The sequence below is a fragment of the Myxococcus stipitatus DSM 14675 genome (assembly GCF_000331735.1).
Lineage (GTDB): Bacteria > Myxococcota > Myxococcia > Myxococcales > Myxococcaceae > Myxococcus > Myxococcus stipitatus.
The window spans coordinates 2,844,806-2,863,423 of record NC_020126.1 but is presented as its reverse complement, the minus strand read 5'-3'; the positions used below and the strand labels follow the sequence as shown (position 1 = coordinate 2,863,423).

At 70.3% G+C, this 18,618-nt stretch carries 19 protein-coding genes; 9 read left to right on the top strand and 10 right to left on the bottom strand.

Annotated features, from left to right (window positions below; genetic code table 11):
• Positions 1 to 49 precede the first annotated feature (49 nt).
• Complete coding sequence (locus tag MYSTI_RS11140) at positions 50 to 1,021, bottom strand: PD-(D/E)XK nuclease family protein (RefSeq protein ID WP_015347848.1); 972 nt, start codon at positions 1,019 to 1,021, stop codon at positions 50 to 52.
• A gap of 123 nt (positions 1,022 to 1,144) precedes the next feature.
• Between MYSTI_RS11140 and MYSTI_RS11135 the strand changes: the two genes are divergently transcribed.
• The 3 genes from MYSTI_RS11135 to MYSTI_RS11125 all read left to right on the top strand — a co-directional run bounded on the left by MYSTI_RS11135 (position 1,145) and on the right by MYSTI_RS11125 (position 3,851).
• The gene (locus MYSTI_RS11135; protein ID WP_015347847.1) at positions 1,145 to 1,954 is read left to right on the top strand and encodes an SDR family oxidoreductase; all 810 of its coding nucleotides are present in this window, start codon (positions 1,145 to 1,147) and stop codon (positions 1,952 to 1,954) included.
• A 431-nt stretch (positions 1,955 to 2,385) separates the two neighbouring features.
• Positions 2,386 to 3,468: an A/G-specific adenine glycosylase gene (mutY, locus tag MYSTI_RS11130; RefSeq protein ID WP_015347846.1), complete on the top strand. Its 1,083-nt coding sequence runs from the start codon at positions 2,386 to 2,388 to the stop codon at positions 3,466 to 3,468.
• 170 nt (positions 3,469 to 3,638) lie between these two features.
• Complete coding sequence (locus tag MYSTI_RS11125; protein WP_015347845.1) at positions 3,639 to 3,851, top strand: DUF2934 domain-containing protein; 213 nt, start codon at positions 3,639 to 3,641, stop codon at positions 3,849 to 3,851.
• 11 nt (positions 3,852 to 3,862) lie between these two features.
• Here the strand turns inward: MYSTI_RS11125 and MYSTI_RS11120 are convergent, their stop codons facing one another.
• Positions 3,863 to 4,954, bottom strand: coding sequence for a uroporphyrinogen decarboxylase/cobalamine-independent methonine synthase family protein (locus tag MYSTI_RS11120; RefSeq protein WP_015347844.1), 1,092 nt, complete (start codon positions 4,952 to 4,954; stop codon positions 3,863 to 3,865).
• 133 nt (positions 4,955 to 5,087) lie between these two features.
• Between MYSTI_RS11120 and MYSTI_RS11115 the strand changes: the two genes are divergently transcribed.
• Positions 5,088 to 5,687: an outer membrane beta-barrel protein gene (locus MYSTI_RS11115; RefSeq protein ID WP_015347843.1), complete on the top strand. Its 600-nt coding sequence runs from the start codon at positions 5,088 to 5,090 to the stop codon at positions 5,685 to 5,687.
• A 33-nt stretch (positions 5,688 to 5,720) separates the two neighbouring features.
• Here the strand turns inward: MYSTI_RS11115 and metH are convergent, their stop codons facing one another.
• Together metH and MYSTI_RS11105 are read right to left on the bottom strand one after the other, a co-directional pair.
• Positions 5,721 to 9,236, bottom strand: coding sequence for a methionine synthase (gene metH / locus MYSTI_RS11110; RefSeq protein WP_015347842.1), 3,516 nt, complete (start codon positions 9,234 to 9,236; stop codon positions 5,721 to 5,723).
• Complete coding sequence (locus tag MYSTI_RS11105) at positions 9,233 to 10,129, bottom strand: ArsR/SmtB family transcription factor (protein ID WP_015347841.1); 897 nt, start codon at positions 10,127 to 10,129, stop codon at positions 9,233 to 9,235. The genes metH and MYSTI_RS11105 overlap by 4 nt, the downstream gene beginning before the upstream one ends.
• Positions 10,130 to 10,222: 93 nt before the next feature.
• Here MYSTI_RS11105 and MYSTI_RS11100 point away from each other — a divergent pair, with 93 nt between their 5' ends.
• Positions 10,223 to 11,101, top strand: coding sequence for a patatin-like phospholipase family protein (locus MYSTI_RS11100; RefSeq protein WP_084668312.1), 879 nt, complete (start codon positions 10,223 to 10,225; stop codon positions 11,099 to 11,101).
• A gap of 22 nt (positions 11,102 to 11,123) precedes the next feature.
• On the opposite strand, the gene MYSTI_RS11095 is transcribed toward MYSTI_RS11100, so the two are convergent.
• The 3 genes from MYSTI_RS11095 to MYSTI_RS11085 form a co-directional block, all read right to left on the bottom strand.
• Positions 11,124 to 11,567 (bottom strand): CoA-binding protein, encoded by a 444-nt coding sequence (locus MYSTI_RS11095; protein ID WP_015347839.1) that lies wholly within the window; start codon positions 11,565 to 11,567, stop codon positions 11,124 to 11,126.
• Positions 11,564 to 12,463: a hypothetical protein gene (locus MYSTI_RS11090; RefSeq protein WP_015347838.1), complete on the bottom strand. Its 900-nt coding sequence runs from the start codon at positions 12,461 to 12,463 to the stop codon at positions 11,564 to 11,566. The genes MYSTI_RS11095 and MYSTI_RS11090 overlap by 4 nt, the downstream gene beginning before the upstream one ends.
• 65 nt (positions 12,464 to 12,528) lie before the next feature.
• Positions 12,529 to 12,846: a DUF2795 domain-containing protein gene (locus MYSTI_RS11085; protein WP_015347837.1), complete on the bottom strand. Its 318-nt coding sequence runs from the start codon at positions 12,844 to 12,846 to the stop codon at positions 12,529 to 12,531.
• A 191-nt stretch (positions 12,847 to 13,037) separates the two neighbouring features.
• Here MYSTI_RS11085 and MYSTI_RS11080 point away from each other — a divergent pair, with 191 nt between their 5' ends.
• The 4 genes from MYSTI_RS11080 to MYSTI_RS11065 all read left to right on the top strand — a co-directional run bounded on the left by MYSTI_RS11080 (position 13,038) and on the right by MYSTI_RS11065 (position 16,427).
• Positions 13,038 to 14,621: a hypothetical protein gene (locus MYSTI_RS11080; protein ID WP_015347836.1), complete on the top strand. Its 1,584-nt coding sequence runs from the start codon at positions 13,038 to 13,040 to the stop codon at positions 14,619 to 14,621.
• Between the two features lie 6 nt (positions 14,622 to 14,627).
• Complete coding sequence (locus MYSTI_RS11075; protein WP_015347835.1) at positions 14,628 to 14,903, top strand: hypothetical protein; 276 nt, start codon at positions 14,628 to 14,630, stop codon at positions 14,901 to 14,903.
• 84 nt (positions 14,904 to 14,987) lie between these two features.
• Positions 14,988 to 15,812: a SirB1 family protein gene (locus MYSTI_RS11070; protein ID WP_084668311.1), complete on the top strand. Its 825-nt coding sequence runs from the start codon at positions 14,988 to 14,990 to the stop codon at positions 15,810 to 15,812.
• Between the two features lie 48 nt (positions 15,813 to 15,860).
• Positions 15,861 to 16,427 carry an NUDIX hydrolase gene (locus MYSTI_RS11065; RefSeq protein ID WP_015347833.1) on the top strand — a complete coding sequence of 189 codons (567 nt, stop codon included), beginning with the start codon at positions 15,861 to 15,863 and terminating at the stop codon, positions 16,425 to 16,427.
• 11 nt (positions 16,428 to 16,438) lie between these two features.
• Here MYSTI_RS11065 and MYSTI_RS11060 read toward each other — a convergent pair whose 3' ends face one another.
• From MYSTI_RS11060 to MYSTI_RS11050, 3 genes are all read right to left on the bottom strand, one after another.
• Positions 16,439 to 16,705: a hypothetical protein gene (locus tag MYSTI_RS11060; RefSeq protein ID WP_015347832.1), complete on the bottom strand. Its 267-nt coding sequence runs from the start codon at positions 16,703 to 16,705 to the stop codon at positions 16,439 to 16,441.
• Between the two features lie 197 nt (positions 16,706 to 16,902).
• Complete coding sequence (moaC, locus tag MYSTI_RS11055) at positions 16,903 to 17,379, bottom strand: cyclic pyranopterin monophosphate synthase MoaC (protein ID WP_015347831.1); 477 nt, start codon at positions 17,377 to 17,379, stop codon at positions 16,903 to 16,905.
• The gene (locus tag MYSTI_RS11050; protein WP_015347830.1) at positions 17,376 to 18,560 is read right to left on the bottom strand and encodes a trans-sulfuration enzyme family protein; all 1,185 of its coding nucleotides are present in this window, start codon (positions 18,558 to 18,560) and stop codon (positions 17,376 to 17,378) included. Before MYSTI_RS11050 ends, moaC begins: the two co-directional genes overlap by 4 nt.
• Positions 18,561 to 18,618: the final 58 nt, after the last annotated feature.

The following is an 18,618-nucleotide window of genomic DNA, read 5'->3' as shown; positions in this document are numbered from 1 at the left end:
CCCGGTCTCATGCCTTCAAACCGGGCTTCTTCAACACCCTGCTAGAGGCTCACGCCACGGACTGGGCCGGTGGCTGCGCGGCGAGCGCGGCCTCGCGGCCACAGGGCCTGCGGAAGACACAGCGCACGCAGGGCGTCAGCGACTCCGAGGGCGGAAACGCGGACATCTCCAGCGGCGTGTTCGTCGCGGGGTCCTTCAAGAGCGCCCGCATCTTCGCGACGCTCGTGTCGAAGTGCTTCTGGAAGGACGCCATGGCGCTCATGTCCACGTGGACGTCCTGCTCCTTGCCCTCGTTGAGGTACACGAGCGACGCGCGAATCTTCTCCACCGGGAAGCGGTAGCGCTGCGAGACGTAGAGGGCGTAGCCCAGCACCTGCTCGTCGTAGCCGTCGCGCGACTTGCCCGTCTTCCAGTCCACCACCACGGGTGTGCCGTCCGCGTCCACGAAGGCGAAGTCGGGGATGGCGAACACCTTCAGCCCCTCCAGCGTGAAGTGGGCGAAGTCGAAGCCCGCGTCCACCTCCAGCCACTGCTCGGGCTTGAGGCTCCGCGAGAGGTCCGGCCAGCGCGACGTGAAGAACCACGCCAGCGCCGAGCGCACCGTCTCCCAGTTCTGCTTCCAGGCCTCGTCGGGGAGCGCCTCGCCGTACTCGTGCTCGACGAGCCCGGTGAACTGCTTGCGGTACTTCTGCGTCCAGTACGCCTTGCCGCGCGAGTGGCGGAAGTCGTCTTGCATCAGCTTGCGCGCGCGCGCCTCCACCACGGCGGGGTCCACCACGCGGCCGGCTCTCCAGTCCAGGAGCACGTCCTTGATGCACTCATGCACGACGCTGCCGGCCCAACTGAAGCGGTTGGCCAGCTTCTTGAGGACGTACAGTTCCCGCACGTCTTTCGGCGCGTCCGCCACCCAGCCACCCCAGGAGCCGTAGTAGTAGAAGTAGTAGGAGCGCAGGCATTCGGAGAACTTCTCGTGGCGGCTCTTGGACCAGGAGAAGTCGTTGCTGAGGGTGGGGCGCCGCATGGAGGCGGCGCATCCTAGGCGTTCGCTCGTTCCGCAAGAAGGGGAACAGGCGGGGAATCGAGCCTTCGGCGTGGGTTGAATGACAGTCCGGGTGGGAAACCCTGGGAGTATGGTCCCGCCACCATGAAGACCCGACCCTTCCAGGAGCGAGTGGTCCTCATCACCGGGGCTTCCAGCGGCATCGGGCTCGCGGCCGCCAGGGCCTACGCCCAGGCGGGGGCCCATGTCGTCCTGGCGGCTCGGCGGATGGAGCGGCTGGAGGACGCGGCCCGTGAAGTCGAGGCGCTGGGCGTCCGGGGACTGGCGGTGCGGTGCGACGTGACACGCGGCGAGGACGTGGAGCGCCTCATGCGCGAGGTGCACGGCGCCTTCGGTGGGCTGGATGTGCTCGTGAACAACGCGGGGCTGGGGCTGTATGGGCCACTGGAGTCCATCAGCGAGGAGCAGCTCCGGCAGGTGTTCGAGCTCAACGTGTTCGCGCTGTGGCGGGTGACGCGGGCCGCGCTGCCGCTCTTGCGCGGGCGACGTGGAGCGCAGGTGGTGAATGTCAGCTCCGTGCTGGGGCACCGCGGACTGCCGCTGCTGGGTGGCTACTGCGCGTCGAAGGCGGCGGTGAACGCGATGACGGAGTCGCTGCGCACGGAGCTCGCGCCCGAGGGCATCCGCGTGCTGCTCGTGTCTCCGGGACTCACCGAGAGCGAGTTCCGTGAGCACCGCATGAACGCGGAGGGCTGGGCACAGCAGGCGGTTCCGCTGAAGGCCATGTCGGCGGAAGAGGTCGCGAACGAGATGGTGCGCGCGAGCGTGCGCGGACGGCGAGACACCATCCTCACCCTCCCCGGCCGCATCATGGTACTGGCCAACCGGTTCGTCCCCGGCCTGTTCGACCGCATCGCCCACCGCATGGCCAACCCGGTGAAGAAGGACGCATGAGCCCCCGCAGGCGCACCGCGCAACACGAAGCCACGCTTCCGCTCACCGGAATGGCCGCACCCGCGCGGACTGGCACCGAACCGAGTGTCGCGATGGCGCAGCATCGTCCTTCTCATGACGCCGCACCGGCACCGATCCCACCGGTGATTCCCGGTGACTCCGTAGCTCCGTCGACGCAGTCCGCGAAGGCTCCAGCGCGCCGAGGGCGGCCTCCTCGCGATGCCGCATCAGCACCGCCCTCACCTGTGTTGCCCGATGCCCCGTCGATTCAAGCCACGAAGGCGCCAGCGCGTCGGGGGCGGCCTCCTCGTGACGCCGCATCAGCACCGCCCTCACCTGTGTTGCCCGCTGCCCCGTCGACTCAGTCCACGCAGGCTCCAGCGCGCAGGGGGCGGCCCGCTCGAAGTGCAGCCCCAGCTCGAGTCCTCGCGGTGACGCCGACCGCCGCGCACCTCGCGTCCATCCGCGCCCCGTTGCTCGGCTGGTACGACCGCAACAAGCGCGACCTGCCGTGGCGCCGCACCAAGGACCCGTATGCCATCTGGCTGAGCGAGGTCATGCTCCAGCAGACACAGGTGGCCACCGTCATTCCCTACTGGGAACGCTTCCTCGCGCGCTTCCCCACGGTGCTCGCGCTGGCCTCCGCGCCTCTCGACGACGTGCTCGCGGGCTGGAAGGGCCTGGGCTACTACAGCCGCGCTCGCAACCTGCACCGCGCCGCGCAGGAGATCGTGTCGCGCTTCGGCGGCAAGCTGCCCTCCACCGCCGAGGCCCTGCTCTCCCTTCCCGGCTTCGGCCGCTACACCTCCGGCGCCGTCGCCTCCATCGCGTTTGGCGAAGAAGCCCCCCTCGTCGATGGCAACGTCGCCCGTGTCTTCTCCCGCCTCTTCGAGGTGGAAGGCCCTCCCGGTGACCGCGAGCGCGAGGCCACGCTCTGGGAGCTCGCCGCCCTGCTCGTGAAGGGCGAACGGCCCGGCGATTTCAACCAGTCCCTCATGGAGCACGGCGCCACCACATGCCGTCCTGAGAATCCGCTGTGCCTCCTCTGCCCCGTGCGCGACGCCTGCGCCGCCTTCCGCAAGGGCCGCGTGGACGAGCTGCCGCCCGCCAAGGTGCGCGCCACCCCCAAGAAGCTGACGCTGGCCCTCGCCGTGTGGTCGCACGCGGACACACTCCTGTTCGCTCGACGCGCGGACTCGGGCCTCTTCGGCGGACTCTGGGAGCTCCCCGCCGCCGAGGTGGATGACGACGCCACGCCCGAAGAGACCACGCTGCGCCTCACCGCCGCGCTCGGTGCGGGCGTGCGACTGGAGTCCCAGCTCGGCACCGTGAAGCGCCAGCTCACCCACCGCGACCTCACGCTGCGCCTGTATCGCGTGTCCGGCCCGCAGCGGCCCTCGCGCTCCGAGTCCTTCCAGGAGCTTCGCTGGTGCACCCCCGCCGAGGCCGCGACCCTCGGCATGAGCACCGCGATGCAGCGCGCGCTGGAAGCGGCGATGACCGCGCTCGCCTGAGTCCCTGCGCGTTTGTCACGTCACTTCCGCGTCTCACGACCCGCCTGTCCACCCCGCGACAGGACTTGGGGCGTCGTGTTGCATCGACAACCCCCGCCACCTCGGGTCGCTTTCGCGGCCACCACCCCAGTCCCAAGCTTCGCGCGCCTTTTTCGTCGGAGGGCACTCGAATGGCACGAAGCAGCGGCTCCCACTCTCATCCGAGGGCAGCGCCACAGTCCTCGGAACAGGCGCCCGAGCCGCACGGCTCGCGGAATGTCATCACCCACGAGCAGATCTCGCGCCGGGCCTACGAAATCTTCATGGCCCGCGGCGGCCTTCACGGCAGCCACGAGCAGGACTGGGCCCAGGCCGAGCGCGAGCTCAAGCTCGGCCGCCAGTAAGCGCGCCGCGCTCAGTGCGGAGGCGGCGAGTGCAACACGGGACGCTCCGCGTCGAGCGCTCCACGCAGCCTGCGCTGTGCCACCTTCAGCTCGGCGAGGATGCGCTCCGCGTCCTGCACCGTGCGCATGGCCAGGCCACACGCGGGCGTCAGCAACATCGTGGACACGACGCGAGGGAACGTGAAGCCACGAGGCAGCGCCGCCTTCAACGACGCCTCCACCGAGTCCGCCAGCTCCGTCACCTCGTACGTCGACGCCAGGTCCGTCGGGATGATGCCCAGGCTCAGCGTCGCGCCCGACGCGAGGTAGCGCTCCAGCGCCTCGCTCTCCTCCAGCATCGCGTCCAACGACAGCCGCACGTCCAACGACAGCAGGTCCGGCTGCGAGTCCAGCAGCGCGCTCCAGTCCGTGTTGCCACAGCAGTGCAGGCCCACCAGCGCCCCCTCTCGCTGGAGCGCCACCACCAACAAGCGCAGCTCCTGGAGCGCCAGCAGGTGCCTGGGGTTCATGCGCTGGAACGCGAACAGCCCGGGCTCATCCAGGAAGAACAGCGGCGTGGTGCCCACGCGACGCAGCGCCTTCACCATGGCGAGCGAGCGCGCCAGGAGCAGCCGGAACATGGCCTGGTCCAGCCCGGGCACCTCCAGCGCGGAGAGCCCCGCGTCCGTGCGCGCCACCGAGCGCACCGTGAACGGCCCCGCCAGCTGCACCTTCGCGAAGGCCAGCTTGCGGTGCTCGACCTCCCACAGGAAGGGCCGCCAGGCGCGGCACGCCTCGGGCGAAGGCTCGTACGCCTCCAGCGCACCGGCGGAGAGCGCCGACTCCACCTTCGCCTCGAACTCCGCGCGCCCCGACTCCCAGGCGCGCAGGTCCACCGTACACAGCCCCTCGTCGTCGAAGCTCAAGCCAGGCAGCCCCTCCAGGGCCGCGGGAATCATCAGCTCCGAGGGCTTGCCCACCGGGAGCTGCGGCAAGAAGGGGATGTCCATGGACAGGGCCACTTGAAGCCCCAGCTCCACCTGCGTGTGCGGAAGGCTCCCGATGCCCGTGGTGGCGCACGCGGGCAGGAGCTGGACGGCTCGGCGAATGTTCGGCGCGCTCATGGCCGGCGAGTCTACTCGCTCCCTCTTCCAGCGGGGTGCCTCGGGGCCCCCCGGGCGTCGGGTCTTCTCCAAACGGGGCGACCTCATCCTTGCCAGGGCCCCCCAGGGGCACCCTTGCGAGGAGGAATCCGACATGCCGCGTCCAAGCTGGAGAGCAGGCGTCCTGGTGGCAGCCCTGGGATGGACCGCACCCTCCCTCGCCCGGAGCAGCGAGGACACCCGCCAGCAGCCCGCCCCCGAGTTCGACTCCCGAGGCATCACCGTCCGAAGTGGCCTGTCCGTCTACACCGGCCACCTGGGTGACACGCTGGACCTGGGCACGTTCCTGGGCGTCGACGCGGAGGCCCAGGTGCTCCCGCTCCTGGGACTGCAACTGGGTTACGAGGGCTCCGTCAACGACGTCAAGGACGTCCACCAGGCCCGGCTCTGGCGCCACAGCCTGGCCGCCATGGCCACCGTGGGGCCGACGCTCGGCGGACAGTGGAAGCCCTTCCTGGGTGCGGGCATCGGCGCCAGCTACCTGGATGGGACGCCCCCCGCCAACCAGCGCCAGCTCGACACGACCTTCGTCGCGGAGGTGCCGCTCAGCGCGGGGCTCGACTACCGCTACAACGGGGTGACGGCCGGGGCTCGCGCCACCTACCGCCTCCTCATCGGCGGAGACCTGGCGCCGGGTGACGCGGGCGATGGCGACCTGGTCACCGTCGGACTCAGCCTGGGCGCGCGGTTCTGACGACCCCGCACCCAGGCGTCACCCCCCGTGGGCTCACGACACGGAGAAGTACGAAGCCTGCGGGTGGTGGAAGACGATGGCGGACACGGACGCCTCCGGCTCCATCATGCAGCCGTCGGTGAGCTGCACTCCGATCTCCTCCGGGCGCAGCGCCGTGAAGAGCTTCGACTGGTCCTCCAGCCGAGGACAGGCGGGGTAGCCGAACGAGTAGCGCTTGCCCGAGTACTCCGCGCGGAAGCGCTCCAACATCGTCATGTCCTGACGGTCCGGCGTGCCCCACATGCTGCGAAGCTGCGTGTGCAGGAGCTCCGCGTAGCCCTCCGCCGTCTCCAGCGCGAGCGCCTGCACCGCGTGCATCTTCAGGAACTCACCCTTCGCCTTGAGTCCCTCCGCCAGCTCGCGGATGCCCGAGCCCGCCGTCACCACGAACATCGCCACGTTGTCGGAAGGAACGCCCTTCTCCAGCGGACGCAGGTAGTCGGCGAGGCACAAGCCGTTCTCACGCTCCTGGCGGGGGAAGTCGAAGGACGCGGCCTCGCGCCCCGTCGTCCCGTCGAAGAGCACCACGCGGTTGCCGTCGCTGCCCGCCTTGAAGAACTGGAACACGGCGCGCGCGTGCATGAGGCCCCCGCGCAGCATGCCCTTGAGCTCCTCCACGGCCTCCTTCAGCGCCAGCGCCTTGCGCCCCTCTTCCGTCTTCGCCAGCTCCGCCTCGGCGGGGGTGCCCAGCGCGCGCGACGACGAGCGCAGGCCCAGGTGACGGCCGTACAGCATGACGGGGTTGATGAACTTCCAGATGTGGTCCAGCGGCGTGTTCGTGAGCACGTGCCGCTCCCAGTCCGGCGCGGGAGGCACCGTGTCCAGCACGCGAACCTCCGCGCTGCGCACGCGCGACGTGGGAGCCTCCGTGCGAGGACGCTCCTTCACCTCTTGCGCCAGCTTCACGCGACGCTCGGCCAGCTCTCCGCGCAGCCGCTCGTGCGACGAGGGCTCCACGATTTGCTTGGCCAGGTCCAGGCCGCTCATCGCGTCCTGCGCATAGGCCACCGTCCCGGCGCCGTACGCCGGGGCGATGTTGCGGTCCACGAAGTTGCGGCTGAGCGCGGCGCCGCCCACCAGGATGGGCACGTCGACCCCCGCGCGTCGCAGGTCCTCCGCCGTGGCCACCATCTGGTGCGCGCTCTTCACCAGGAGCCCCGACAGGCCGAGGATGTCCGGCCGGTGCTCACGCACCGCCTGCACCAGCTGCTCGGGCGGGACCTTGATGCCCAGGTTCACCACCTGGAAGCCGTTGTTGGCCAGGATGATCTCCACCAGGTTCTTCCCGATGTCGTGGACGTCACCCTTCACCGTGGCCAGCACCACCTTGCCGCGCATCGCCGCCTTCGCGGAGCTCATGTGCGGCTCCAGGAAGCCCACGGCCGCCTTCATCGCCTCGGCGCTCTGGAGCACCTCCGCGACAATCAGCTCGTTGGCGCCGAAGAGCCGGCCCACCTCGTCCATGCCCTTCATCAGCGGGCCGTTGATGATCTCCAGCGGCGCGTACTTCGCCAGCGCCAGCTCCAGGTCCGCGAAGAGGCCGTCGCGCGAGCCTTCGATGATGTAGCGCTGGAGCCGCTCCTCCAGTGGCAGCGTGCTCACCTGCACCTTGGCCGCCTTGCGCTCTCGGAAGTGCGCGGCGAACGGCGTCACCGGGTCCGTGCCCCGGTTGTAGAGCAGGTCCTCCGCCAGCGTGCGCTCCTCCTCCGGCAGCGACGCGTAGCGCTCCAGCTTCTCGGAGTTGACCAGCGCCATGTCCAGGCCCGCCTGCACGCAGTGGTACAGGAAGACGGAGTTGAGCACCTCGCGGCCCGCGGTGGGCAGGCCGAAGGACACGTTGGAGATGCCCAGCACGGTGCGGCACTGCGGGAAGCGCTGCTTGATGAGCCGCACGCCCTCCACCGTCTCCACGCCGCTGCCCGTGTACTGCGCGTCACCCGAGGCACACGGGAAGACGAGCGGGTCGAAGTACAGGTCCTCCGCCCGCATGCCGTACTTGCGCGTGAGCAAGTCGAACGAGCGCTCCGCCACCTCCAGCTTGCGCTGGCGCGTCACGGCCATGCCAATCTCGTCGATGCAACCCACCACCAGCGCCGCGCCGAAGCGGCGGGCCAAGGGCACCACCTTCTCGAAGCGCTCCTCGCCGTCCTCCAGGTTCACCGAGTTGATGATGGCCTTGCCCTGGCTGTACGTGAGGGCCATCTCGATGACGCGCTCGTCGGTGGAGTCAATCATCAAGGGCACGCGCACCTTCTTGACGACGACGTCCAGGAACTGGCGCATGTCCTCCAGCTCCTCGCGGTCCGGGTTCGCCAGACACACGTCGATGACCTGGGCGCCGCGCTTCACCTGCGCGCGCGCGATTTCGGACGCGTCCTCCAGCTGCCCCGCGACGATGAGCTCCTTGAACTTCTTGCTGCCGATGACGTTGGTGCGCTCACCGACAATCACCGGGCGTAGCTCGTCCGTCACGTCGAGGTAGTCCACGCCGGACAGCGTCGAGCGCGGCTTCGCCACGGACGTGCGCGGCTTGAGGCCCTTCACCGCCTGCGCCAGCGCGCGGATGTGGCCCTCCTGCGTTCCGCAACACCCGCCCACGACGTTGAGCCAGCCCTGCTCACAGAAGCGCCGCAGCGAGCGCGAGAGCATCTCCGGCGTCTCGAGGTAGTGGCCGTTCTCGTCCGGCAGGCCCGCGTTGGGGACACACGACACGGGGAAGGAGCTCAGGTCCGACAGCGAGCGCAGGTGGTCCGTCATGAAGTCCGGACCCGTGGCGCAGTTGAGCCCCAGGTACAGCAGGTCCCAGTGCTCCAGCGACGTCGCCAGGCTCTCCACGCTCTGCCCCGCGAGCATCGTGCCCATGGGCTCGATGGTGCCAGACACGGCGATGGGCACCGCGTAGCCCAGCTTGTGGAACGCGCGGTCGATGCCCAACAGCGCCGCCTTGACGTTGCGCGTGTCCTGCGCTGTCTCCACCAGCAGATAGTCGGAGCCGCCGCGCACCAGGCCCTCGGCCTGTACGGCGAAGTTGTCCACCAGCTCCTCGAAGGTGATTCCACCCGTGACGCTGATGGCCTTCGTGGTGGGGCCCACCGAGCCCGCCACCCAGCGAATCCGTCCGTCCCGGGCCTCGGCCTCGGCGGCGGCCTCGCGGGCGAGCCGCGCGGAGGCTTCGTTGATCTCCAGCGCCTTGTGCCCCAGGCCGAACTCGTTGAGCACCAGCGGCGTGCCGCCGAAGCTGTCCGTCTCCGTCACATCCGCGCCCGCCGCGAAGTAGCGCGCGTGGATGTCCCGGATGATTTCGGGCCGCGTGAGGACCAGGTTCTCGTTGCAGCCCTCGTACTCCGCGCCGCCGAAGTCCGCGGCCTTCAAGTCCTTCTGCTGGAGCAACGTCCCCATCGCGCCGTCCAACACCAGCACCCGCTCGCGCATGGCGGCGCGGAGGGCCTCCACGCGGCGACCGTTCTCTCCAGCAGGGGGCGGCAGGGCCGCGGGGGTCGGGTTCGTCATGATGGCTTCACTCCAGTCAGCAGAAAGACTCGAAAGGGGCTGGCCCCGTCGCGGGCATGCGTCTCACGGGTGAGGGACGCGAAGCCCTGTGCGCCCAGTGCCGCTTCCAGCTGCGCGGGCTCGAACCCCAGGTGCCGGTGGCCCAGCCGTTCCACCACCCAGCGCTCGTCATGCGGCATCAACTCCAACAGCACCAACCGGCCGCCGGGCTTGAGCAGCCGCCAGGCCTCCGCCAGCACGGAGTCCGGGGACTCCACGTGGTGGAGGCTCTGCGAAATCACCACCAGGTCCATCCGCCCCGACGTCAACGAGAGCCGGTGCAGGTCCTCACCCAGGAACGTGATGTTGCCGGCGCGCTCGCTCCCCGCCCGGGCCCGCGCCTGCTCCAGCGCGTCCGCGTTCTGGTCGATGGCCCACACGTGCCGCGCCCACCGCGCGATGGCCACGCTCAACACGCCCGTGCCACAGCCGAAGTCCGCCACGTCCAGCGGCGGCAGCAGCGACGCCAGCGCGCCCGCCCACAAGGACCACGACTGCCCCGGCTCCAGGAGCCGCTCGTTGAGGGCCTGACGGTCGGCTCGGGCGCGCAGCAAGTCCTGCAGCCGCGCCGAGTCCCCCGCCGCGTCCTCCGCCTCCCTCGCCAGCCGGATGAGCGGCCAGCGGGAGTCATCTCCCTCCAGCGCCAGCGAGTAGTAGCTGAAGCCCGCCTGCCGCTCCTCGCGGATGAGCCCCAGCCCCTTGAGCTTCCCCAGGTGGTGCGACACCGACGACTGGGCCACGCCCACCAGCGACACCAGCTCCGTCACGTTCAGCGGCGCCTCCGCCACCAGCCGGAGGATGCGCAGCCGCGTCGGGTCGCCGAGCGCCCGGAAGGATTGGGACAGAGCTTCCATATCGCCGCATCAACATACGTCGATGCCACCGGGGATACCAGCGGACTTTCGACGCACTGCATGACTCCCCGCGGACAGTGGTAGATGTGGGACATGGCACCTCCCTCCCTGCAGCAGCTCCTCGAAGGAAAGCGGTTTGGCCTGGTCCTCTCCGCCGGTTACTTCGGCTTCTACGGCCATGCAGGCTTTCTCAAGGGGCTGGCGGGCGCGGGGCTCAAGCCGCACGCCTACGCGGGCACGTCCGCGGGAGGCATGGTGGCGGCGTACGCGGCGACGGGGATGCCGGTGCACGCCATCGAAGAGCTGGTGCTGCGCCAGACGCGCGCCCACTTCTGGGACCCGGACCCCATTGGCGCAGTGCTCAACGCGGACGCCAACGGCCACGGCCTGACGGGACTGCTCAAGGGCGAGCGCTTCCGGCGGCTGCTGGAGGACACGCTGGGCGCGCGCTCCTTCGAGGACCTGCCGCACCCGCTGCTCCTCGTCGGCGCCAACCTCACGCTGGGGAGCCACGACGTCTTCACCACGGGGGAGCTGGCCCCGCGCGTCCACGCGACCTGCGCCTATCCGGGCCTGTTCCGCGCGGTGCCGCTGGACGGCAACCTGTACTGGGACGGCGGACTGGTGGACAAGGCGCCCGCGCTGTCGCTGCATGACAGCGCCGCGGGGAAGGACCTGGACGCCATCCTCGTGCACTTCCTGCCGAGCAAGACGCGCAAGGTGGTGGGAGGCCCCATGGCGTACGCACAGGGGCTCGCCGCGGGCTCGGCCGCGCTGCGCAGGGACCACTTCCGCCTCCAGCTCACCGTGCTGGAGGGGCGCAGCATCCCCGTCTACGTCGTCGTCTCCAACCTGCCGCCGGTGACGCCCACCACCATGGAGCGCGGCTTCGACGCGCTGGACCAGGCACGGCTCTCCACGGGCGTCGCCCTCTCGCGGCCTCCCGTGCCCTTCGCCCAGGCCCAGTGGTGAAGAGGGCCTCGCGCGGCGGCGCTCAGCGGGCGCCGTAGCGCCGGTGGTCCACCATCAGGCAGCGGTCCTGCACCACCTGGATGCCCGCGCGCGCCAGCTTCTCCGCCGCCGCGTCGTTGCGGATGCCGGACTGGAACCACACCGCCTTCGGCTTCTTCGCGATGAGGTCCTCCACGTGCGCGTCGATGTCCTGAGCGCGGCGGAAGACGTCCACCACGTCCACCTCGCCCGGCACGTCCGCCACCCGGCGGAACACGGGCTTGCCCAGGATGTGCGTCACGTCCGGGTAGTAGACGGGCACCGGCACCACGTCCACGCCGGCGCTCGCCAGGTAGTCCGGGACATAGAAGGCCGCCTGCCCCGACTGCTGCTCGGTCTTCATCCCCAGCACGGCGACACGACGCGCGTTCTTCACCACGCGCGCCACGCCCTCTTCGTCCTTGATGAGGTTCTCTTCCCAGCTCATCGCGCCTCCTCTTGGAGCCCCTGCGCTCGCGACTCCATCGTCAACGTCCACATGGCCCCGTCCACCTGGGCCTTCACCGTGAGTTCGCGGCTCACGGGGACAAAGCGCCCGTACGCCACCACCTGCTCGCCCTGGCACGTCACGCCCGGCGTCAGCTCCGGCCGGCCCGCCACCACCCACGCATCCTCCAGCGCGTCCGGGCCGTCCTCCGGCACCGCGTCCAGGCACCGCAGGCTCAGCACCACCGCGTCACCGAACTCGGTGTCGCGCGTCCCCTGGACGGTGCGCTCCAGCACATAGGCCACCTGCGTGTCGCCCACCGGCAGCACCTCCACCACCCAGGTGCGTTGCCCCTCCGACACATAGCGCTGGAACAGGCCGCCGAACTTGGCCTCCCACTCGCGCCGCGTCCGCGCCTCCAGCACCTCCGGCTGGAAGAAGCGCTCCAGGGGTCCCGCGTCCACGCCCGGGGGCACCGACTGCCGCACGGCCTCTCCCGCGGACTCCGGCGACACCAGCTTCACGAAAGCGCCATCCGCCGCGAGCTGCACGCGCAGCATGAAGCGCTTGAGCACGTCATCCACCCAGCTCTTCACCTCCACGCCCGCTCGCGTCTGACGCGCGTGGGTCACGCCCTGCGTCAGCAGCCAGCCTCCCGAGGAGGGCGTGAAGCGGGACTCGGTGGTCAGCTCCACCTCCTCGCGCACCGCGGAGCCGCCCTTCTCCACCGTGCGGCTGGCGCGCTGGGACTCGGTGAGCACGCGGTCGACCGGGGGCTGGAAGGCGACGCGCACGCGAGGCGTCGCCTCGGGGATGGGCACCCGCAACGGGGGCGCCTTCCGACACGCGGACGTCAGCGACAGCACCAGACAGCACCACAGGAGACCAGAACGCATGCGCCCGCGAACGCTGGCAGAAACCGCCAGCGCCCGCGAGCGCTTCTTCCATTCCCCTTCACACCTCAGGGGTGACGCGTGGACCCCTCAGGGGCGTTCTCCACCAGGTCCCGCCCGATGTTGCGCCGGTCTCGCCGCACGCCGTCGTCGTCCAGCAGCCCACCCCGGGCGAAGCGCCTGGCCGCCTCCGCCAGGTCCCTCATCACATCCTGACGCGAGGCGTACTCGGTGCGCGGCAGGCACTTGAGGACGTTGATGATGCTGACGGGGGCCTCGCTGTCCTCGGCGGCCTCGACGAGCTCCTCCCGCGTCGACGGGTAGTCCACCGAGTCCAGGTGGGGGGTGATGGAGAGCCCGGGGTCTTCCGCGGTTCCGAATGCCATCTGCGGCTGCCTTTCTGCCCGGCCATCCCGGTCCGGACGTGCGTCACTGGGTAGGTGGAACCTGGGGACGATGCCCGCGCCGGACCACCCGGCCGCCCCCTCTTCGCCCCTGCCCAGGCGGGGGGACAGCCGCCCCGGCACCTCCCGAGGTAGAGTCCCACCCGCCGCACCGCCGCCCGGAGCCTCCACCCATGACCGCCGCACCCCTGCTGCTCGTCTGGCTCACGCTCGCCAGCACGCCGCCGTCGCCGGCCCCCGCCGACTCCAGTCCCCGCGGCATCTACTCGCTCGACGACGACGCCTTCGTCGCCCAGGCACAACGCGACCTGGTGGCGCTCGAGCGCAACACCCAGGGCCTGCGTCGTCTCCAGGAGGAGCTCAAGCAGGCCAAGGACCTCTACGCGCAGAAGCAGAGCGTCCCGTACACGCCGGACCAGAAGCAGCGGCTGCTCACCACCTGGGCCACCTTCTTCGACTACTTCCTGTCCACCGAGGTCATCCGCCAGCGCTACTGGGACTTCGTGAAGGTGCCCGCGCTCCTCCAGCCGAAGAAGCACGCCTGGGGCTTCCTGCTCACCCACGGCGCGCTCACCACGGAGCTGGCCCACGGCCTCACCTACGCGCAGCTCACCAACGGCCGCAAGCAGCTGGAGGTCCTCCTGGATGAGCCCGCTCCCGAGTTCGGCCTGCCCCCGCGCGCCTTCGCCCGCTTCAAGGACAAGGTCATCCACGTGGCAACCACCACGCAGCTCTACACGGGTGACACCTACAAGGAGCAGCTCCGGCCGCTGCTCGTGAAGGCCGGCGCCGTGGACGCGCCACGGGTGCCGTGGGTGCTGCAGGAGATGAAGCTCAACAGCGAGGTCGCCCGGGGACTGCTCCGCAAGCGCGGCGCCACGCTCTTCGCCAAGGCCGCGGCGGACGTCACCCAGGACACCGCGCAGCGGGCCTTCTTCCCCGTGCAGCGCTCGGTGGCCGAGTGGATGGGCGACACCCGCGTGCACCGCACCGGCAAGCCCCTCATCCGCCGCGAGCAGGTGGACGCGCTCCTCCAGCGCATGGAGCCCGGCGACGTCATGGTGGCGCGGCAGAACTGGTACCTCTCTAACATCGGCCTGCCGGGCTTCTGGCCCCACGCGGAGCTCTACGTCGGCACCGCTCCGGAGCTGGCCCGCTACTTCGACACGGACGCGAGCGTGAAGGCGTGGCTCGCCACCCTCCCCGGCGCTCCGGCGTCCTTCGCCGGCCACCTGGAGCGAGCCTTCCCGGAGAAGTGGTCCGCGTACCTCCAGAAGGACCCGCACGGAGATGCCCTGCGCATCATCGAGTCCATCAGCGAGGGCGTCAGCTTCACGGGCCCCGAGCACGGCATGCGCGTGGACTACCTGGGCGTCATGCGCCCCCGGCTGTCCCGCCTGGACAAGGCGCGCGCCATCCTCCGCGCCTTCGGCTACCAGGGCCGCCCCTACGACTTCGACTTCGACTTCTTCTCCGACCAGACGCTGGTGTGCACGGAGCTGGTGTGGAAGTCCTACGCGCCCTCGCAGGAGATGCGCGGACTCAACGTGCCCCTGGTCGACGTCGTGGGCCGCCGCACCCTGCCCGCCAACGAGCTCGTGCGACTCTTCGACTCGGAGCACGGGCGCGAGGACCGGCAGTTCGACTTCGTCGCCTTCCTGGACGGCCGGGAGGGCGAGGGGCTCGCGAAAGAGGCGGACGAGGCGGCTTTCCGCTACAGCTACCGCCGGGCCAAGTGGGACATCGCCCAGGAGTAGGCACACATGACGGAAGACGTGGCCCACGAGATGCTGGAGCTGTCCTCCCAGCTCTTCGAGCGCATGATTCTCCAGCAGCAGGCCAAGGTGTTGCGCCTGGCCCGGGAGGCCGTCCCCAACCTCACCCCCGAGGAGCTCCGCAACCCCCACGACTTCCCTGAACTCAAGGAACACCCGACTTTCGAGTACGAAGACGGAATCCTGGCGGGGTTGATTTCGGCCCAGGTGGCCCTGCGCACGGAAATCAAGGGGAGGCTTCCGTATGCACCGCCCACCTTCTGACGCTTGGCTGGCTGCCTTTGCCGCCGGGCCCGGCGTGCGTTAGTGGTTGGCGCCGTGAGCATCCCCACAGGATTGAGCCCGCCGCTGGCCCGGGAACGGTTGGTGTCGGCGCTGGCCGCGGAGCCACCTCGCCTGGACCTGGCCGCCCTGGCCATCGCCACGCTCGACAGGCCGGAGCTGGATGCGCCCGCCTGCCTCCACGTGCTGGACGTCCTGGCGTGTCGGGTCCAAGTGGAGACGGAGCGGCTCAAGGAGCGGGGTGAGGCCCTGGCGCCCCTGCGCGCGCTGCGCCACGTGCTCTCCGACATCGAGGGCTTCCGAGGCAACGAGGACGACTACCACGCGCCGGACAACAGCTTCCTGGACCAGGTGCTGGAGCGGAAGCTGGGCCTGCCGATAACGCTGTCCGTCGTGTACCTGGAGGTGGCGCGCCGTGCGGGCATCCCGCTCTACGGAGTGCCGTTTCCTGGACACTTCCTGGTCGCCCACGACGCGGGGGACCACAAGCTGGTGATGGACCCGTTCCACGACGGCGACATCCTCACCGAGCACGGCTGCGAGGAGCTGCTCAAGCGCGTGGCCCCGCAGCTCAAGTTCGACCGGGCGATGCTCGCTCCCGCGCCGGTGGAGCTGATTGCCTACCGCATGTTGTCCAACCTCCGGCGGGTGTACCTGGGCCGCGAGGACCGCGAGCGCGGGCTGGCGGTGGTGGACCTGCTGTTGCTCCTGGCGCCGGACCATCCCGGAGAGCTGCGCACCCGCGCGGCGCTGCTGGCGAACCTGGGCGCCTACCGCGCGGCGCTGCGCGACGTGGAGCGGTGCCTGGAGCTCTCTCCGGAGGCACCGGACCGCGAGCGGCTGGAGCTGACGGCCCGGGAGCTGCGCGAGCGCGCCTCGTTGCTCAACTGACGGACCAAGGCCCTTGGCGCGACCGCGGGGCCCGGGAGAGACACAGCCATGCCCCAGACGGTGAAGCCCTGGCCTCGACTGCGCCAGGGGTTGCAGCATGACTACCGCGTGCTGAAGGTGCGCTCGGATGTGTGGGCGGACCCGAGGACGAACCTGGAGCAGTCACGCGTGCGGGTGGACTGCGCGGACTGGGTCAACGTCATCGCCGTGACGGCGCAGGACGAGCTCGTGTTCGTCCGGCAGTTCCGCTTCGGCATCGGCGCCAACACGCTCGAGGTGGTGGGCGGCATGGTGGACCCCGGCGAGGACCCGGCCGCCGCAGCGGCGCGCGAGCTGGAAGAAGAGACGGGCTACCGGCACGGTCGGCTGGTGCCGCTGGGCGCGGTGCATCCCAACCCCGCCGTGCAGGACAACCGCTGTCACAGCTTCCTCGCGCTGGACTGCGTGAAGGTCCATGACGGCCGGCCGGACGAAGGCGAGGACATCGCCGTGGAGCTTCATCCGCGCACGGAGCTGCCTCGGCTCATCCTGGAGGGGCACATCACGCACGCGCTCGTCGTGGTGGCCTTCTTCCTGGAGCGGCTGCACGCGGAGGCCGGCGCGGCGAGGAAATAGCGGGCTTCACGTCACCTTCGCTCGCAGCCGCAGCCGCACGCATCCAAGAAGGGCGTCTCTCCCGGCGCGCAGACGAAGAAGATGTGCGGGCACTCCTTCGGGTTCTTGGAGATGGCGCGGCGGCCTTCGGATGGGGTGATGCAGCGCGGACGGGGCTTCTCGGCCACCTGCGTCCGTCCCCCTGACGCGTCGTCATCCACCGAGGCGACGCTACAGCCCATCCCCAGCATGGCGACCAGGAGCGCCAAGGTGGAGTGGGTCGACCTGTCGTAGAACACCCCTGTGACCTCCCCCACGAAGTCCGGCGACCGCCGGGCTCCAGTGGCGAGGCCAATCTGGACGCCTTCGTCGACAAGGGGGAGCCCCGGAGGGCACGGGTTCAGGAAGGGCCGTGTTGAGGGCCACACTCGCCCCGTCCAGGAGCCGACAGTCCGAAGCCCGCAGGGCTCGCGTCGCGCGGGGCCCGTCGAGTCCCCTAGCGTTTCGCGCGCTTCCGGGCGGGTTTGGAGGGGGCCTCCTCGCCGCGCTCCCAGGTGCCGGAGCGGCCGCCGGACTTGTGCTCGAGCTGGACGGCCTCCACCACCATGCCCCGGTCCACGCTCTTGCACATGTCATAGACGGTGAGGGCCGCCGCGCACGCGGACGTGAGGGCCTCCATCTCCACGCCCGTGCGGTCCACGGTGCGCACCGTCGCGCGGATGGTCAGCCCCTGGGCCACGGGCTCCAGCGTCACCTCCACACCGGACAGCGCGATGGGGTGACACAGCGGGACGAAGTCCGGCGTGCGCTTGGCGGCCATGATGCCGGCGAGCCTCGCCGCCGCGAGCACGTCCCCCTTCTCCACCTTCCCCGCGAGGATGCGCTCCCGCGTCGCGGGCAACATGCGCAGCAACGCCGTGGCCACCGCCACGCGCTCCGTCTTCGGCTTCGCGCCGACATCCACCATCTTCATCGACCCACTCCTCGCGCCACCGCCTGGAGGAGGTCTTCCACCACGTCGTCGGGGTCCTCCAAACCCACCGAGACACGGATGAGGCTCTCGCGGATTCCGGCCGCCTCGCGCTCCTCGGGCGTCATGCGGCGCGCGCTGGCGCTGGCCGCGTGCATCACCAGCGTGCCCACGTCTCCCAGCGACGGCGCCGGCTTGCACACCTGCAGCGCCTCCAGGAAGCGCAGGGCCTCCGGGCGGGCCGCGCCGCGAATCTCGAAGGACACCATGGGCCCTCCGTCGTGGAGCACCTCGCGCGCCACCGCATGGTCCGGATGCGACGACAGCCCGGGGTAGATGACGCGCTCCAACAGCGGAGACTCCGCGAGCCTCCGAGCGACGTGGGCCGCGTGCTCCACATGGGCCTTCATGCGCACCGGCAGCGTGCGCAGGCCGCGCAACGTGAGCCACGCCTCGAAGGCGCCGAGCACGTCTCCCGTCAGGATGCGCGCCGAGCGCAGCACGTCGATTCGCGCGCGCGAGCCGCTCACGGTGCCGCCCAGCGCGTCGCTGTGCCCGTTGAGCCACTTGCTGGTGGACTGCACCGCGTAGTCCGCGCCCAGCTCCAGCGCGCGCTGCCCCGTCGGCGACGGGAACGTCGCATCCACCGCGAAGGCCGCGCCCACGTCCCGGCACGACTTGGCGAGCAGGCGCAGGTCCGCGACACGCAGCAGCGGGTTGGTGATGCTCTCCGCCAGGACGAGTCGAGGCTTCAGCTCGCGGATGCGCGCGTCCATCCCCGCGTCCGCCAGCTTCAGCGCGTGCAGCTCCACGCCCAGCGCGGCGCACAGGTTCTTGTAGAGCGCGCGGGTGACGCCATAGCCGTCCGCGGGCATCACCAGCCGGTCGCCGGGCTTGAAGCCCTGCGCCTCGAAGAGGGAGCGCAGCGCGGCCATGCCACTGGCGTAGGCCACACAGGCCTCCGCGCCCTCGAGCGCGGCCACGGCCTCTTCGAGCAGCAGGGTGTTGGGGGCGCTGATGCGGGCGTAGGCGAAGTCCTTGCCGTCCAGCGCGCCGTCCAGGTCGTCACTGCTGTCGAACCAGCTCACCGCCGACACGGACACGGGTGGAGAGATGGGGACGGCCCGACTGCCCGTCAGCCGTGTCCCGGCATGCACCGCCAGGGTCTTCTGCTTCGTGCTCATGGGGGTCCTGGGAAGACCGGCCCGCCCAAGGGAGGCGGACCGGCCCGAAGCATGCGTC